Origin of the sequence: Moorena sp. SIO4A5 (assembly GCF_010672005.1) — a bacterium.
Taxonomy (GTDB): Bacteria; Cyanobacteriota; Cyanobacteriia; order Cyanobacteriales; family Coleofasciculaceae; genus Moorena.
In genome coordinates this window covers 1-15,639 of sequence record NZ_JAAHHZ010000133.1, presented here as the reverse complement: position 1 = coordinate 15,639, position 15,639 = coordinate 1, and the positions used below count along the sequence as shown (strand labels likewise).

The following is a 15,639-nucleotide window of genomic DNA, read 5'->3' as shown; positions in this document are numbered from 1 at the left end:
CTGGCACTGGGCGAACTTCAGCTCCCAGTGTTCTGAGGGTATCCATTTTTTCTTGGGATTGAGTTTCCGGGATAATAATCAGGCACTTGTATCCCTTAGCATTACAGATATGGGCTAGACCAATGCCTGTATTGCCAGCGGTTCCTTCAACAACTGTACCCCCAGGCTTGAGTAAGCCTTTTTCTTCTGCATCTTTAATAATATAGAGGGCAGCTCGGTCTTTTACAGAACCTCCTGGATTGAGAAACTCCGCTTTCCCTAGGATTTCACAACCCGTCTCTTCGCTAAAGCTGTTTAACCGAATCAGTGGTGTATTCCCAACTGTATCAACAAAATCTGCTTTGATATCCATTTCAATCAAGTTTAAATTACAAATTATAAAGAATGAAGAATTAAGAATTAAAAATGAAGAATGAAGAATTAAGAATGAAGAATTAAGAATGAAGGATGAAGAATCCTTAATCCTTCATCCTTCAGACCTGATAATTATTTTATATCATGTCAGGATAATTACCCTTAATAAAAATCTCCCCCATCTCCCCATCTCCCCATCTCCCCATCTCCCCACACTTTTATTATGGGTATTCAACCAGACTTGATATTACTTGTTAGGTTGGGGTGTCATCCGCAGATAGGGCTTAATTACCTCATATCCTTTGGGAAACCGTTCCTTCAACTCTTCTGGATCTTTGATGGATGGTACAATAACGCAGTCATCCCCGTCTTTCCAGTTAACAGGAGTAGCGACTTTATAGTCATCGGTCAACTGTAGGGAGTCAATCACTCGCAGGATTTCGTCAAAGTTACGACCGGTGCTAGCAGGGTAAGTTAAAACCAACCGCAATTTCTTCTGTGAGTCGATGACGAAAACAGAGCGTACGGTTAGGGTATTGTCAGCGTTGGGGTGGATCATATCGTAAAGGTCAGACACCTTTTTATCTGGATCCGCCAAAATCGGGTAGTTGACCGTTGTTGTCTGGGTTTCGTTGATATCTCCAATCCAGCCTTTGTGGGAGTCAACATCATCCACGCTCAAGGCTAGCACTTTAACATTGCGCTTCTCAAATTCGGGCTTGAGTTTAGCAACCATACCTAACTCGGTGGTGCAAACTGGGGTGAAGTCGGCTGGGTGAGAAAACAGCACTACCCAGCTATCTCCTGCCCATTCATACAAATTAATCTCACCTTCGCTAGAATTCTGAGTAAAGTCGGGTACGGTATCCCCCAATCGTAGAGTCATGGCTAAATCCTGTTGCTATTTGTTCTTCTCAGGATAGTTATCGTCCCACAAAAGTCAGGTTTATCCCTCAGCTTTTAGATCTATTTTAGGATTTGCTTAGGAATTCGTTATTCAGTGGTCAGCGGTCAGCGGTCAGCGGTCAGCGGTCAGCGGTCAGCGGTCAGCGGTCAGCGGTCAGCGGTCAGCGGTCAGCGGTCAGTGGTCAGCGGTCAGCGGTCAGCGGTCAGCGGTCAGCGGTCAGCGGTCAGCCATTCGCAAAGCGTGGCCATAGGCCAAGGCCTTTAGCTGTTCCCGTAGCGTGGGCGTAGCGCTTAAGCTGATAACTGATAGCTGATACGCGACACGCTGATAGCTGATAGCTCATAGCTGATAGCTGATAGCTCATAGCTCATAGCTTACAAAGCAACATTTGTCAATGAACTAGGGTGGGAATCGTCTTCTCGAAAAAGTTTAGGTCTTGTGTCTGGACTTCGATATTATGAGATGATGAGAAACAAAAATTAAACTAAACCCACAGAGATTAATTTCTCTTAGTGCTGTGTTGTGTAAGTAAGGAGTTTTATGATGAAAAAATTGGTTCATCTGGCAGTGTTATGCCTCTTAGTGCTTAGCTTGGGGTGCTTAGGTTTACCCCAAAATGCGATCGCTTCCCCTATGTCTTCAGCAGACACATTTTCTTTAAATAACTTAACGTTGCCCTCATCTACCGCTTTAATCGCTCGTTCCCGGAGCAATGCGGCTGATCGCAAGTTAGCCACCGAGTTTGGTAAGAAGACTGACCTGAACAATACTCCTTTGCGTAAGTTTCGCAAATATCGCGGATTCTACCCAAACTTGGCTCGTAAGATTGCTGATAATGCTCCCTACGAGTCAGTAGAAGATGTTCTGAACATTAAGGGACTCAGCGCAAAGCAGAAGAAAAAGTTACAAAAGGAAATTGATAAAGGTAATTTTACCGTGACTAAGACCTCAGAAGTTTATAATGCGGGCGACGATCGCGTTAATCCTGGCGTGTACTAATAACGCCATTGGTGGTTAGCTTTAAATTTTTTGTCTCCAGATAAAGCTTTTCTAGCTGAGCGCAAAGCGCTTAGCTAGATCAATCCAGGGTTTAAAGGGCTCTAACTCAGCTGAGCACAAAAACTAGCTGGAATAGTTGACGGTACGTGCTTGTCCGTCAAGGTAATAAACTCCGAGACAGTTGTGTTGATTATCTGTAATTACCCAAGGATGAGTTACATAGGTTTGTTGAGTATAACCTTGGCCTGGTTTGAGCTGATAATAGTATGTTCTGTTGCCCTGGTAGTTCAGCCAATAAGTCTTGATTAGCTGAGGGGGTGAAATTATCCATTAAAAGCTTGCTATATAAGGCTTTGAGGCCAATGAACTCAGGGAAGATACAGTCGGAAATTAACTCTCGATTCATTTTCTGGAAGCTCAAACCATTATAACTACGTCCAAAGGAGCGCCCAAAACAGAATGTATCTTTTTGTAACTTATGGGCTGAAATTATTACCCAGTAAGGATTTCAGCTTGCATATCATATTATGTTCGGATAATTAGTTATAAAAAACCATTACCCTTGAAACCTTACTTTTTTACTTCTGCCTTCTGCCTTCTGCCCTCTGCCTTGCTTTCGACGCTTAGTATAAGTATTTAACCGGACATGATATCACCCCCCCAGGAGAAAGTTGCATAAATGGTCACAGTATTGGCGAATTCAAGAAATCTAACGAAATATTTAAAGTTAGAGGGTTTAAACGCATACAGATCTAGGATAGGTCTAGCTTCTTGGCAACTATGCTTACGTCGCTTTATTCGCATCTAAAAAGGGCTGTACTACATGTTAACTGTAGCCGTTATTACATTTTGTGTAGATCGAGACAGAGAATTAGAGCGCTGCATCAATAGCGTCAGACTACAGCAAGTACCTACAATACATTATGTCTTTTCAGAACGAGTTAATGAGTTAAAAACTAGCCCAGTACTCAAACCAATCAAAGATCTTGTCAGGTGGGTAGCCATTGAAGATGTACCCTACCACGAGCACTCCTCTCCTCGCATGGCTAAACTACGTCAGTCTGCCCTAGAAAAAATCCAGGAACCTTTTGTCTGTTTTCTAGATGACGATAATGAGTTTTTGCCTAATCATCTAAGTAGTTTGTTGCACTGTATTCAAGAGCAGCAACTAGATGCTGCCTACTCTTGGAGGATTCTACTCCACCCTGACGGTTCTCTTTTTGAAGGGGATTATTATCCCTGGCATGCAGATCCAAAGACTGCAACTCTTCTCTATAAATGGTGTGTAGACAACGAAGTTATCCGTTTGGGAGATGCTGTTGTGTATGATGGTCCTCGAGTTTCAGACGATCCTCGAAATGTAGCAACGGTAGATATGAATGAGTGGTTGTTCAGGACTAAATCACTGCTGCGTATTGGCTTTAATGCAGAATTCACTCAAGAAGAGCTGGATAATCAGGTAGGAGAAGATGACAAGATTCTAAAGAAAATCTTAAATATTGATTTTCGGTTTGCTTGCAGTCAACAAGCTACTGTTAAATACTATTTGGGTGGAGTTTCCAATTCAGATGACAATTATCGATATTCGATATGATAGTTCGTCAAATTAGCAGGTTAGCCATTGATGGAGGAACCCCTATCTTCGAAAGGCAGTGGCCCAAATGGCCTCAATCCGATGCAGAAACTGAATCGGAAGTTATTAAAGTATTACGCAGTGGGCGTTGGACCATCAGCGGATTCTCTAATGGTAAACCTTTACAAGAACAGATATTTGCTTCTGCATTTAGCAGCTTTCTGGGCGCTAAGTACTGTATTCCAACTGATCATGGGACATCAGCTTTAGAGCTAGCGATGGAAGCTTGTGATGTTAAGCCGATGGACGAAGTCATTGTGCCTGGGCTTACTTGGGTGGCTTGTCCATATTCTGTTCTGGCTCAGCAAGCGATTCCTGTGTTAGCTGATGTTGATCCAAAGACCATGTGTCTTGATCCCAAATCAGTGAAGCAGCTGATTACTTCTAAGACTAAGGCAATTTTGGTAGTTCATCTCTACAGTCGTATTGCCAATATGTCGGCACTATGTCAGATTGCTAAAGAGCATGGTTTAACAATTATAGAAGACTGCGCCCAGTCCCATGGCGCACGCTGGAAAGGTAAGTGCGTGGGTACACTCGGTCAAGTTGGAGCATTTAGCATGCAACAGGGTAAGCCTTTGACTGCAGGGGAGGGAGGATGCTGCGTCACGAATGATGATGACCTAGCCGAGAGAATTTATCGCTTTCGTACAGATGGACGTTTCTTAGCAGGCGAAGATGGTCGTACTTTAGGACGAACAGAGTTGCTGGAATCTGGCCACGTCCTTAGTGGACGTAATCGATGTCTTTCTGATATTCAGCTTGCAATCTTAACGATCCAGCTTAAAAAGCTTAAAGCCCAAAATGAACAGAGAAGAAGCAATGCAGCTTATCTTGCCCAGCTCTTACAACAATTGCCTGGTATTTCTATTCCGTCTTATCACGAACCAGATGATGAGGAAGTCTATTACCATTTTGCTTTTTTCTTAAATGAGACATTTTTACGGGGAAAAACCGTTGCCTGGGTTGGGGAAGCACTCTCAGCAGAGCTTGGAACATGGGTACATCAACCATATGTTCCTCTATCACGTCATCCACTGTACGTTCCTGAGAAAAAAGCTTGGGTTCAGCAGTCAGAGTCAGTGAAAAGTTTAGTTGACAAAAAACGTTTTCATCTTCCTTCTTCAGAAGAAGTACATGAAAAAACATTACTGTTACACCACTCTGTTTTATTGTCACCCCGTGAGGATATGGATATGATTGCAGCGGCACTTCACAAAATCTATTCTGGGATAAATTAGAAATTATGAAAACTTTGCTTTCCCCGAACTTTAGTGAGCAGCTAAAAAGCAGCAAATTTCTTGAAGTTTGCTTCAACTTTGGCGAGCGCAACATGCCCATCCTGATTGGTCAAGATGTACATCATGAGTGCATTAAGTTTTGCCAACAAAAGAATCCTGATCAAATATTTTTTATCGCAGATGATCGTGTTTGGGAACTGTATGGAACTGTCATTGAATCACGATATTGTTCTAATTTTTCAGTGCGTAAAGCGCTGGTCAAACCCTCTGAGAAATTAAAGACCTTAGATCAAGTTAATCGTCTCTTAGAAGAGGCGATTGCAGCGGGGGTAACTCGCCGCAGTATCGTGATTGCCCTTGGAGGCGGGCTTGCAGGGAATATTGCTGGGATGGTTGCAGGCCTGCTTTACCGAGGCATTTCTATGGTTCATATGCCAACAACCTTCCTGGCCATGTCAGATTCAATTTTATCACTCAAACAGGCCGTAAATGGTCAGCGTGGGAAGAACCTGTTTGGCATGTACTACTTACCTGAAGCTAGTTTTGTCTCTGTCAATTTCTTGAAGACTTTGCCTGAAAAAGAACTTATTGCTGGCATCAATGAACTAATCAAAAATTGCCTTGTTTTTGATGCTGAACAAACAGAAAAGCTGGTCTCCTTGATTAGGCAGCCAGCTAATGATTCCACGTGGATTCAATTAGTTTTGCTCGGGATAAAGGCAAAACAGAAGCTACTTCTTATCGATCCTTATGAAAAGGGAATAGGGATTTCCCTGGAGTATGGCCATACGGTGGGTCACGCTTTAGAGGTCCAGCACAGTGAATTATCCCATGGGATTGCTGTTGGATTAGGAATGTTAGTAGCTTCTGCCATCTCCTTAAATCGAGAATGGTTAAGTGAAGAGGAGTATTGGTTACACTACCGTCTACTCCATGGTGCTAATCCGAAGATTCAATTTCCACAGACCCTCGATTTTGACAAAACCCTCCAACTGATCCGGAAGGACAACAAACATGGCTATCTCAGTTCAGGTTTAGAACAACATCCCTTTGTTTTATTGCGGTCGATTGGTCTGGTTGCGATGACTCATGAAAAACCTTTAGTCTGTGTTAATGAGGCTGAGATACTCACGGCGATAGAGCGAGCCCGTAGAGATATTGATGTATTTTCTCAAACACACAGTTCTGTCTCAACAAAAGCAATGCAGGAGGCCTAATCATGTTTGATCAGGCTGTTATTCTCGCAGGAGGAAGAGGAACGCGTCTTGCTCCTCTTACAGATACTTTGCCAAAGGTTATGGCTCCAGTTGAAGAACATCCTTTCTTGGAGTACCAAATTCAGTATCTACAGCGACAGGGCATTCGGTCAATCTTGCTATTACTTGGCTATCGCTGGGAACAAGTGAAAGATTACTTTGGTAATGGCCATAAGTGGAATGTTGAGATTGAATATAGTGTCGAAACAATGCCATTAGGGACAGCAGGCTGCTTATCCAATGCCTATGAAAAGTTGAATGATGTATTTGTTGTTGTCTACGGTGACTCTTTTCTGCCGTGTGACTACTCGCTGATGTTTCAACATTCTCAGCAGTACGATCAAACAGCCATCATGACAATCTATCCAAATCAAGGTGAACTGCCGGTTCCCAATAATGTTCGAGTCAGCCCTGATGGATTTCTCCAGCAATACATTAAAGATAGACCCGATCTGAAACTTGAATATGTTGATGCAGGGGCTTTAGTCTTACATCTTAACCATATAGATAACTTTCCCAATAAAATTCCAGCTAGCTTAGAAGAAGATATTTTTCCAGATTTCGCATCCGCTGGAACAATGCAAACCTTTATGAGTAAACATCGTTTTTATGACATTGGTACCCCGAGCCGACTAGACCAGTTTCGTCAAGATTTTTCCCAATTTTTTTGACTCGAAATATAAATGCAGTCTTGTAAAATAAATATTAAAATCATGAGTCCTGTTACATCAATAAAAAAGAGCAAATATCGGCCTCGACAGATAATTGAAAATCCAAGGAAATATGCTAAAACACTCAGTGATGTACTCGCTAATTTGGATTTTGATACGGTTGAAGCGATCGCCCATCTCATTGCAGATGTTGGATTACGACAGGCACAGGTTTTGCTCATTGGGAATGGTGGCAGTGCCAGTAATGCATCCCATTATCACTGTGACTTAACTAGTGCTTTTCGCACCTATCAATCACGGCTGCGAGTTCTCAATTTGGCAGGCTCTCCATCGATTATTACTGCACTTGGCAATGACTTTGATTTCCGAAAGATCTTTAGTTTTCAGGTTAAGGAAACAGGCAATCCGGGTGACCTTTTATTGATGCTAACGGCCTCAGGTAATTCGCCTGACATTTTAGAAGCCTGTGCAACTGCTCAAGATCTCAGTATCAAAACGATATCGATCACCGGGTTTGGTGGTGGTAAAGTTGCTTCAATGGCTGATTTGAACCTTACGATTCCCTCTAATAATTATGGTGTTATCGAAGATGTTCAGCTCGTTTTAGGACATATGTTTAGCCAGAAGATTTGTGGATTATTTGAAGATAAGATTGATGTTTAGGGTCAATTCTTCTTATGGCAACTCAGTTAAAACTTAAGCCAGCGATCTTCTTAGACCGGGATGGCACATTGATCAAGCATGTTCACCATCTCTGCAATCCTGAGGATGTAGAGTTAGAGCCCACTGCTGTTTCTGCACTATCTTTGCTACGAGAAGCTGGGTTTGCTTGCGTCGTAGTCACGAATCAATCTGTTGTAGGAAGGGGGATGTTAAGTCTGAAGGGCTTAGAATCTATTCATGCCAGACTGGAGATGCTACTTCACGACCAAGGGATTGGCATTGATGCTATTTATTACTGTCCCCATGTTCCTCAAACTTCAGACCTGACGCAGATCGAGCACATTGACCGCAAACCTGGGCCAGGCATGCTACTGCGGGCTGCGCAAGAAATGGGGCTCTCAATTTCACAAAGTTGGATGATTGGAGATTCAATTAGTGACGTTTTAGCAGGGGCCAACGCTGGCTGCAAAGGAAGTTGTTTAATTCAATCTAATCTCTATCGACCTGAATGGACAAATGCTGCAGAAGTTTCGTATTTAGCGTCTGATCTTCTGGATGCAGTTAAATATATTTTGCATGCTTCGCTGCTTGCAGACTCTCCTGATGAAATCATCGACGCTATTTCAGCTTCTAATCTCTAGATTAACCTAATTTCTAAAGAGTAGCTATGACAGTTTTAGTAACGGGTGCAGGTGGATTTATTGCTAGCCATCTTGTTGAGATGTTGCTTCAGAATGGGCATCAAGTCAGAGCTTTGGTTCGTTACAATAGTCAAGGCAGCTGGGGACATCTTCAAGACATTCAGCCTCAGTTACGAGAAAATCTAGAGGTTTGTCTAGGCGATATTACCGATCCCTACTTCGTGACAGATCTGGTTGCAAATTGCGAGGTTGTTTTCCATCTGGCAGCATTGATCGGAATTCCCTATTCCTATCACGCTCCTGCTTCTTATCTTGCAACCAATACAGGTGGAACTTTGAATATCTTGCAAGCCTGCCGACAAAAAACAGTGCGTCGGGTTATTATTACTTCAACTAGTGAAGTGTACGGTACTGCCCTCTATACACCGATGAGGGAGGATCATCCTTTACAGGCTCAATCTCCTTATGCTGCGAGTAAGATTGCAGCTGATAAACTTGCGGAATCTTTCTTTTGCACTTATGACTTGCCTGTCGTTACCCTACGACCATTTAACACCTATGGTCCTCGGCAGTCAGCGCGGGCTATTATTCCAACGGTGCTGTCTCAGGCTATGGCAGGAACGAACACAATTCGTTTAGGAAATTTAACGCCCAAGCGAGACTTAACCTTTGTATTGGACACTGCGAGAGCCTTCTTATTGGCATCAGAAGCATCAGGTATCGAGGGAGAAACTATCCATTTTGGACAGGGTAATGCAGTGAGCGTGGCAGAAATTGCCCATACTTGCTTAAAGGTCGTAAACAGTCATGCTGAGATTATAAGTACGGCTGAACGGCAACGTCCCAAGCAAAGTGAAGTTGATCTACTTTTGTGTGATGCTTCAAATGCAAAACAGCGATTAGGATGGCAGCCTCAGGTGTCTTTGGAAGCAGGACTATTACAGGTTGCTGAATATATGAAACAGCACCAAGCTCAATATCGAAATCAAGACTATGTTGTCTGAGAGGTAGTATGAAAGGGTCTGGCTCAAGTACCGATCACCATCTTACCGCAGGAATGAAGGCTGTCATTTTAGCTGGAGGAAAAGGCACGCGCCTTAAGCCCTTTACAGTCAATTTTCCTAAACCTTTAGTTCCACTAGGTGATGTTCCGATTATAGAAATTCTCATCCGCCGTCTGCTTCGCTATGGCATTACCAACATTACCCTAACATTGGGCCATTTAGCAGAGTTGGTGAAGGCTTACTTTGATCATCGACATAGCTTGGTAGAAAAAATAAACCTGGATTTTGTTGAAGAGGAAGAGCCAACGGGAACTGCAGGCTCGTTATCCTTCATTCCAAATCTTGACCAAACATTTTTGGTCATGAATGGTGATTTACTCACTGATTTAAATTTTAACCATCTTATTCAGTTTCATCGAGATAAGAATGCGGCACTTACGATCGCCTGCTATACTCGGAATGTCAAGATTGATTTGGGTGTCTTGAAGCTGAATGACCACCATCAAGTGATTGACTACATCGAAAAGCCAGAGACCTCTTATCCGGTCAGCATGGGGATCTATGCCTATGAGCCCCGTGTCCTTAAATATATTGAGTATGGCAAATACCTCGATCTCCCAGACTTAGTTTTACGGCTAATAGAGGAAGGCGAGCAAGTCTGTGCTTATCCTGCCAATTGCCTTTGGCTAGATATTGGTCGGCCCGATGACTATGCAAAAGCCCAAGATTTATTTGCTGAGAAACGGGAGGAATTTGACCTTGTCTAACTGGAAAGTTCCCCTCAGCGATTTGGATTACGGAGTAGAAGAAGAAAAGGCTATTCAGCGAGTTCTCCAGCGGCAATGGCTGTCTATGGGGCCAGAAGTCAAAGTTTTTGAGGAAGAGTTTTCATCGTTTTTGGGAGTTAAGCACGCGATCGCCGTTTCGAGTGGTACCGCTGCCCTGCAACTCGCTTACCTGGCTTTGGGATTAGGAAAAGAAGACGAAGTTATTCAACCTGCGCTTAATTTTGTTGCTGCGGCTAACACGGCTATTGCAGTGGGTGTTCGCCCCATTTTTGCAGATATCATTAGCCTGGATGAACCAACCCTTGATATCACAGATGTTGAACATCGAATTACGCAGCAAACAAAGGCAATTGTCGTTATGCACTATGGAGGATATCCCTGTCGCATGGCTGACCTTCGAGCCCTCTGTGAACGCCATGATTTAGCCGTGATTGAGGATGCTTGCCATGCAGTGGGTGCTCGCTACCTGGACTCACAAGCTCGGTTTCCTCACGGTCATCGAGTGGGACAACTGGGAGATATTGCCTGTTTCTCGTTCTTTAGTAATAAAAACCTGGCGACAGGAGAAGGAGGGCTCATCACAACCGATCAAGACGATTTGGCCAAGCGTGTTCGCTTATTGCGCTCCCACGGAATGACTACGCTAACCTGGGAACGCCACAAGGGACACGCCCGATCTTACGATGTAGTTCTACATGGTTTTAACTATCGTTTTGATGAAATCAGAGCTGCCTTAGGACGCACACAACTTCAAAAGCTAGAGAGCAATAATCATCGACGACAGGAAATCGTGAATGCCTATTATAGTCAGCTGGATTCATTGTCTAATTGGATAATTCCTTTCCGCCATTTCTCTGGTGACTCAGCTTATCATTTAATGCCAATTGTCGCACCCGATCAACGTACACGTGAACGTGTTGTTCAAGACTTGAAGCTTGCAGGCATCCAAACCAGTCTACATTATCCCTGCATTACTAATTTTACTGCTTTTGGACATTTAGAAGCTTCTGGAGTCGAAAAAAGTAAGGCGTTTTCTCAAAGGGTGATAACCCTTCCTCTGTATCCAACGATGACATTAGATCAGGTCAATTATGTTTGTTCTAATTTGCTTTCATCCTCCCGGATATCGCTTTTGGAGGATTCAAATGATGCCTAAGTCATGACTGTAGGGCTGTTAGAAGGCTTTTCCATATTAATTAGTATCATTTTTTGAGGAGATAATTTATGTTATCCATCAGCAAAACAATCGAAAACAATTCTCAAACACAAATAGTTTCAGCTCACTGTAGCGATTATCCACAGGGACTTTACATTGAATTAACTGATCGGTGTAATCTTCTCTGTCCCATGTGTCGACAATCAGCCGTTGCGGGTGATGTTCTGTCGCTAGAGGTGTTCAAAGAGATTGCAGATGCACTTTTTCCTCATGCCCGCTTTGTCGATTTGCGCGGTTGGGGTGAAAGTACACTACTACCTAATTTCGAGGCATATCTCGATTATGCTATGCGGTTTCCACTGCAGAAAAAATTGATCACTAATGCAACAGTAAATAAACCCCACCTGTGGCAGAAGCTTGGAGAAGCGGGGGTGATTGTTGGTGTTTCCATTGATGCAGCGGATCCCGAACTCTATGAACAGCTGCGAGTAGGAGCAAAACTAGAAAAAATGTTGGCAAATGTTCGCCAGATCATCCGAGCAGCAGAAACTTCGGGGTTAGATCCAAAGCAGCAAGTTTATTTCTGCATTACTGCCAGTGGTATGAACTTGCTGGATATCAAGAATATTGTTCACATCGGTCTCGACCTTGGGATTGACCGTTTTAAGCTGGAGCCCTTGAAAACCAGTGATGGCGATCCAAATCATCTGAAGTACCATATCCAAACCGTGAAAGCAGAAACAGCTGCTTTGAAAACCCTAGTTGAGGAAACAGGGGCTCGTATTGAACTTTCTGCCTCATTGATTGAAGAACAAGTGTATGAGCCAGCGGTTAGAAAATTGTGTATTCATCCTTGGCAATACCTTTATGTCAATAGTCGAGGACGCATGGGATTTTGTGATCACCTTAATGGGGTGGAAGAGTTCACATTTGCAAATTGGAGTGAGGGAAGCTTCGAAGATTTCTGGAATGGTCCCGAGATGGTTCAACTGAGGAAAGAGCACTTGGCACGCTTCAATCAGGGACAGGAAATTGCAATCTGTGGTGATTGTAATTGGTGCTACAACCGTCGCTATATGGACCTAGAGGATATGATCGATCCGAACTGGTCAGAATACCGAGTACAACTTTAGGAGATGCAATCAATGCAGGAAAAATATTGCTGTCCCTGGGAACATCTCTTTTACGAACCAGTATTACTGGATTCTGCTTCTGGAGATGCTGATAGCGGTGATACGGTTGAATACTATCAGTCGGCGCTGAAATCTGGAGAGCATCGTATCTTAGATATTGGTTGTGGGACAGGTCGCTTAGCAATTCCTCTGGCTCAATGTAATTATGAGGTCCACGCAGTTGATTGCTCGCCAGAGATGATTTCTTTCTTCCAGGACAAGTTAAAAAGTTTCAGCCAGGAAGGACACTCTAGCCTGCAAGATAATCTACATCTCAGTTCCCTGGATATTGTGACATCTTCCTATGGGAAGAAGGTTGATGTTGCGATCGCAGTCGATGACTTTCTAACCCATTTTCTGGACAAATCTAGTTTACGGAGTGCCCTTAAGAATATTGCCCTTAGCCTTAAGCTAGGAGGACGTTTTATGACAGATTTACGTGGTCGCAGTCAAGAACGACTGGCCAAAGCTAGCCAAGCCGGAGCTAAACCAATGCTTTTTTTTGGGATTGTTCATCAAGTATCAACCCCTTCTGGGAATCGCTCTGTTGCCATGCGCTCAGCTGAAGATTACGATCCCCATAGACAAATCATGACAAGTAACCAAATATTTGAATGGATTGCACCTGATGGGACAGTTGAGCGCACAGTCTATCGTACACTCCGACAGCGATTGTACCATCAAGAAGAACTAGAAAAGATTGCTTTAGACGTCGGTCTAAGGTTGGTATCTGTGTACAAGCGTCTTCATCCCATGCAGCCAGCCAGCTTTACCTCAGGGATGTCTTTAGAATTTTGCACAGTGTAGTTGAAAAACTTCAAATACGTGTATGGACTTACTTCTCTCAGCCCACGCTGATGATGTTGCTTATTCGATTGGTGGTCTTCTGCTGAAAGGATATTGTCACGAACCTAAGCTTGTGACTGTTTTTCAAAAGAGCATTTATGCGCCCTATAGTGTGGAATCAGGATCCTCCGAGGCCGTTATTTGCAATATTCGATATGCAGAGGATATCGCCTACGCGAATAAGTTAGGGCTTCAGCATGAGGGCATCGGTCTTAAGGATGTGACACTTCGGGGTTATACTAACCTGGATACAATCTTTACTGTAACTGATTATCGTCAGGATCCCGATGCGGAAGCAAGTATTCAAGCTATTCAGTCCTTTTTAAACACGCAAACTGGTGTAACACGCCTTTGGGTTCCTCTGGGAATTGGCAACCATATCGATCACATCATTCTGCAGAAAGCTGTTTTGTTATGGTCAGCCACTTCTTCGCTGGAAAAGATTTTTTATGAAGATGTTCCCTATACGGGGTTTGAAGAACTCAGTACAATTGAAACCTGGGTTCAGCAAACCTTAGGTGCTGCTGAGTTAGAAATGATTGACATCTGTCAACACCTTGAAGAAAAGCTCCAAAATTTACAACTATATTCCTCACAAGTCTCTTCCGAAGATCTTGAGCGGGTTAAGTTTCATGCTCAGCGCATTGTAGCCGGAACGGCTGTGGAACGTATTTGGCGTCAGAAGACCTGACGCTTTAATCAATTAGCATTGCAAACTAATTAGTACACTAGGTACATAGAAGTGTACCTATGAATATTGGCAATCCATGAACATCGTAATTGTGACTCAATGGCTCGAGCATATGGGAGGATCGGAGGTCCTAACCATGGCCACTGCACTGGCTTTAGACCTGTTGGGACACCAGGTGACGGTTATGATCGCGGAAGGAACCATTCACCCTAGCTTTACAGCACAATTACAACAGCAAAACATTCGTTTTATTTCTTTAGATGTCGAGGGTTCCCTAGACAAAAAACTCAATACTCTCCAAGCGTTATTAGTACAACAGTCATGGGACATCCTTCACTTTATTCCGGTGGAGTCCTTAGCTTGTGCCTGGGTGCAACATACAACAGATACAGCGCATAACAACATTCCGATTGTAGTTACAGAAACCACCAATGCTTCTCCCTCAGTTTGGTGGATGGGCAAAGATGAACAATATGTGTTGCAGAACGTTCAGGGTGTGATTGCCATGTCTTATCAGGCAGCAAGTAACATTTGGCGTTTACGTGACAAAAACAAGCCTCTACATGTGATTCCCTCCTTTTTACCTCCCCAGAATAGATCCTGGGAAACCTTTATGAGTCCAATTGCAGAGACTGCATTTAACCATATTGGTTGTATCAGCCGTTTGTCTGAGGAAAAAGGGTTAGAATTCCTATTAGCAGCAATGGCAATGCTCAAGGCTGAAAACTCTCAGATAACGCTCCATTTATACGGTGATGGACAAGAGCGTTACCGAGTCGAGTCTCTCATTCGTGCCTTTGAGCTGGAGAATTCGGTGATTTTACATGGCTATGTTGAGGATATCTATGAAGCGATCGAGCAGTGTAGCTTATTTGTTTTGCCGTCTTTGCTTGAAGGCCTTCCCCTTTCGTTGCTCGAGATTATGGCATCAGGTCGCACCTTCATTGCAACGAATGTGGGCGGTATACCAGAACTTGTCAATGATGGCGATTGGGCCATGCTGGTCGAAAAAGGAGATTCCAGAGCATTGGCGAATGCAATCAAATGTATTGCCTATAATCGAGAACATTTACTGCATGCTGGCAAAAAGGCAAGAGCTGTGTACGAAAAATCTTGGCATTCCAAACTCATGGCAGAAACTATCGTTAAATTCTACAAAGATGTTTTGAGCCGAGCTGACCTGTAGAGAAATTTCTCCCCAGTTACTAACACAACATTTAACTCACGAGCCTGGTCACAAAATTCTCAAACTGTAGAGGCATTCAAGTATTTTCCTAGAAGCCCACCTAACTTCATCAGCACTGTAATGGCAGCGACGATGAAAAATCTTATAACCCACATTCCGCAGGTTGACAGTGTTGCTGGGGGATTTTATTAAAAATGCTAGAATGCTTACTATATAAGCATTAAACCCAGATTAATACGAGCGTGGTGCTAGCCAGCTCAAACCCCAGTCAATTCGGGCATGTGAGTCGTCCAGGGGAGAGATTATATCAAATCCGGGTGTATACTTACTGTTAAGACAGAGCATGGTAAGTTTTATGCCCAAAAGGTTGACCCTGAAGCCCCACCTGAGTTGTGACGCCTTGGAACAGCGATAACGCGCGTGAAAAAGAC

At 43.4% G+C, this 15,639-nt stretch carries 17 protein-coding genes and 2 pseudogenes; 16 read left to right on the top strand and 3 right to left on the bottom strand.

Annotated elements, in window-relative coordinates; translation table 11 throughout:
* Both F6K57_RS28045 and F6K57_RS28040 read right to left on the bottom strand, forming a co-directional pair.
* Positions 1–352 (bottom strand): pyridoxal-phosphate dependent enzyme (locus F6K57_RS28045; RefSeq protein ID WP_293071667.1); only part of this gene is annotated, 352 nt, incomplete at its 3' end.
* Positions 353–601: 249 nt separating this feature from the next.
* Positions 602–1,240: a peroxiredoxin gene (locus F6K57_RS28040; RefSeq protein ID WP_070396150.1), complete on the bottom strand. Its 639-nt coding sequence runs from the start codon at positions 1,238–1,240 to the stop codon at positions 602–604.
* A 114-nt stretch (positions 1,241–1,354) separates the two neighbouring features.
* Here F6K57_RS28040 and F6K57_RS42195 point away from each other — a divergent pair.
* From F6K57_RS42195 to psbU, 3 genes and pseudogenes are all read left to right on the top strand, one after another.
* Positions 1,355–1,444: pseudogene (locus F6K57_RS42195) on the top strand (hypothetical protein); the annotation flags it as partial.
* Positions 1,411–1,548: pseudogene (locus F6K57_RS42190) on the top strand (hypothetical protein); the annotation flags it as partial. The pseudogenes F6K57_RS42195 and F6K57_RS42190, both read left to right, overlap by 34 nt.
* A 256-nt stretch (positions 1,549–1,804) precedes the next feature.
* On the top strand, positions 1,805–2,260 hold the full coding sequence (psbU, locus tag F6K57_RS28030) for a photosystem II complex extrinsic protein PsbU (protein WP_293020029.1): 456 nt from the start codon (positions 1,805–1,807) through the stop codon (positions 2,258–2,260).
* A 123-nt stretch (positions 2,261–2,383) separates the two neighbouring features.
* On the opposite strand, the gene F6K57_RS42185 is transcribed toward psbU, so the two are convergent.
* Positions 2,384–2,566 (bottom strand): hypothetical protein, encoded by a 183-nt coding sequence (locus tag F6K57_RS42185; protein ID WP_364304357.1) that lies wholly within the window; start codon positions 2,564–2,566, stop codon positions 2,384–2,386.
* 517 nt (positions 2,567–3,083) lie between these two features.
* Between F6K57_RS42185 and F6K57_RS28025 the strand changes: the two genes are divergently transcribed.
* From F6K57_RS28025 to F6K57_RS27965, 13 genes are all read left to right on the top strand, one after another.
* Positions 3,084–3,854 (top strand): glycosyltransferase family A protein, encoded by a 771-nt coding sequence (locus F6K57_RS28025; RefSeq protein WP_293071665.1) that lies wholly within the window; start codon positions 3,084–3,086, stop codon positions 3,852–3,854.
* Positions 3,851–5,134 carry a DegT/DnrJ/EryC1/StrS family aminotransferase gene (locus F6K57_RS28020; RefSeq protein ID WP_293071664.1) on the top strand — a complete coding sequence of 428 codons (1,284 nt, stop codon included), beginning with the start codon at positions 3,851–3,853 and terminating at the stop codon, positions 5,132–5,134. The genes F6K57_RS28025 and F6K57_RS28020 overlap by 4 nt, the downstream gene beginning before the upstream one ends.
* A gap of 5 nt (positions 5,135–5,139) precedes the next feature.
* Complete coding sequence (locus F6K57_RS28015; protein WP_293019867.1) at positions 5,140–6,351, top strand: iron-containing alcohol dehydrogenase; 1,212 nt, start codon at positions 5,140–5,142, stop codon at positions 6,349–6,351.
* 2 nt (positions 6,352–6,353) lie between these two features.
* Entirely contained in the window at positions 6,354–7,061 is a 708-nt protein-coding gene (locus F6K57_RS28010; protein ID WP_293019866.1) for a sugar phosphate nucleotidyltransferase, read from the top strand.
* A gap of 42 nt (positions 7,062–7,103) precedes the next feature.
* A complete protein-coding gene (locus tag F6K57_RS28005; RefSeq protein ID WP_293019865.1) occupies positions 7,104–7,724 on the top strand; it encodes an SIS domain-containing protein in 621 nt (206 codons plus the stop codon).
* Positions 7,725–7,738: 14 nt separating this feature from the next.
* Positions 7,739–8,365: an HAD family hydrolase gene (locus F6K57_RS28000; RefSeq protein ID WP_293019864.1), complete on the top strand. Its 627-nt coding sequence runs from the start codon at positions 7,739–7,741 to the stop codon at positions 8,363–8,365.
* 26 nt (positions 8,366–8,391) lie between these two features.
* The gene (locus tag F6K57_RS27995; RefSeq protein WP_293019863.1) at positions 8,392–9,369 is read left to right on the top strand and encodes a GDP-mannose 4,6-dehydratase; all 978 of its coding nucleotides are present in this window, start codon (positions 8,392–8,394) and stop codon (positions 9,367–9,369) included.
* Between the two features lie 53 nt (positions 9,370–9,422).
* Positions 9,423–10,136, top strand: coding sequence for a sugar phosphate nucleotidyltransferase (locus tag F6K57_RS27990; RefSeq protein WP_293019862.1), 714 nt, complete (start codon positions 9,423–9,425; stop codon positions 10,134–10,136).
* On the top strand, positions 10,129–11,313 hold the full coding sequence (locus F6K57_RS27985; RefSeq protein WP_293019861.1) for a DegT/DnrJ/EryC1/StrS family aminotransferase: 1,185 nt from the start codon (positions 10,129–10,131) through the stop codon (positions 11,311–11,313). Before F6K57_RS27990 ends, F6K57_RS27985 begins: the two co-directional genes overlap by 8 nt.
* Before the next feature lie 68 nt (positions 11,314–11,381).
* Positions 11,382–12,446 (top strand): radical SAM protein, encoded by a 1,065-nt coding sequence (locus F6K57_RS27980; RefSeq protein WP_293019860.1) that lies wholly within the window; start codon positions 11,382–11,384, stop codon positions 12,444–12,446.
* Between the two features lie 12 nt (positions 12,447–12,458).
* Positions 12,459–13,292, top strand: a complete 834-nt coding sequence (locus tag F6K57_RS27975) for a class I SAM-dependent methyltransferase (protein ID WP_293019859.1) — start codon at positions 12,459–12,461, stop codon at positions 13,290–13,292.
* A gap of 22 nt (positions 13,293–13,314) precedes the next feature.
* Positions 13,315–14,022 (top strand): PIG-L family deacetylase, encoded by a 708-nt coding sequence (locus F6K57_RS27970; protein ID WP_293019858.1) that lies wholly within the window; start codon positions 13,315–13,317, stop codon positions 14,020–14,022.
* A gap of 76 nt (positions 14,023–14,098) precedes the next feature.
* Positions 14,099–15,208: a glycosyltransferase family 4 protein gene (locus F6K57_RS27965; protein WP_364304350.1), complete on the top strand. Its 1,110-nt coding sequence runs from the start codon at positions 14,099–14,101 to the stop codon at positions 15,206–15,208.
* Positions 15,209–15,639 lie beyond the last annotated feature (431 nt).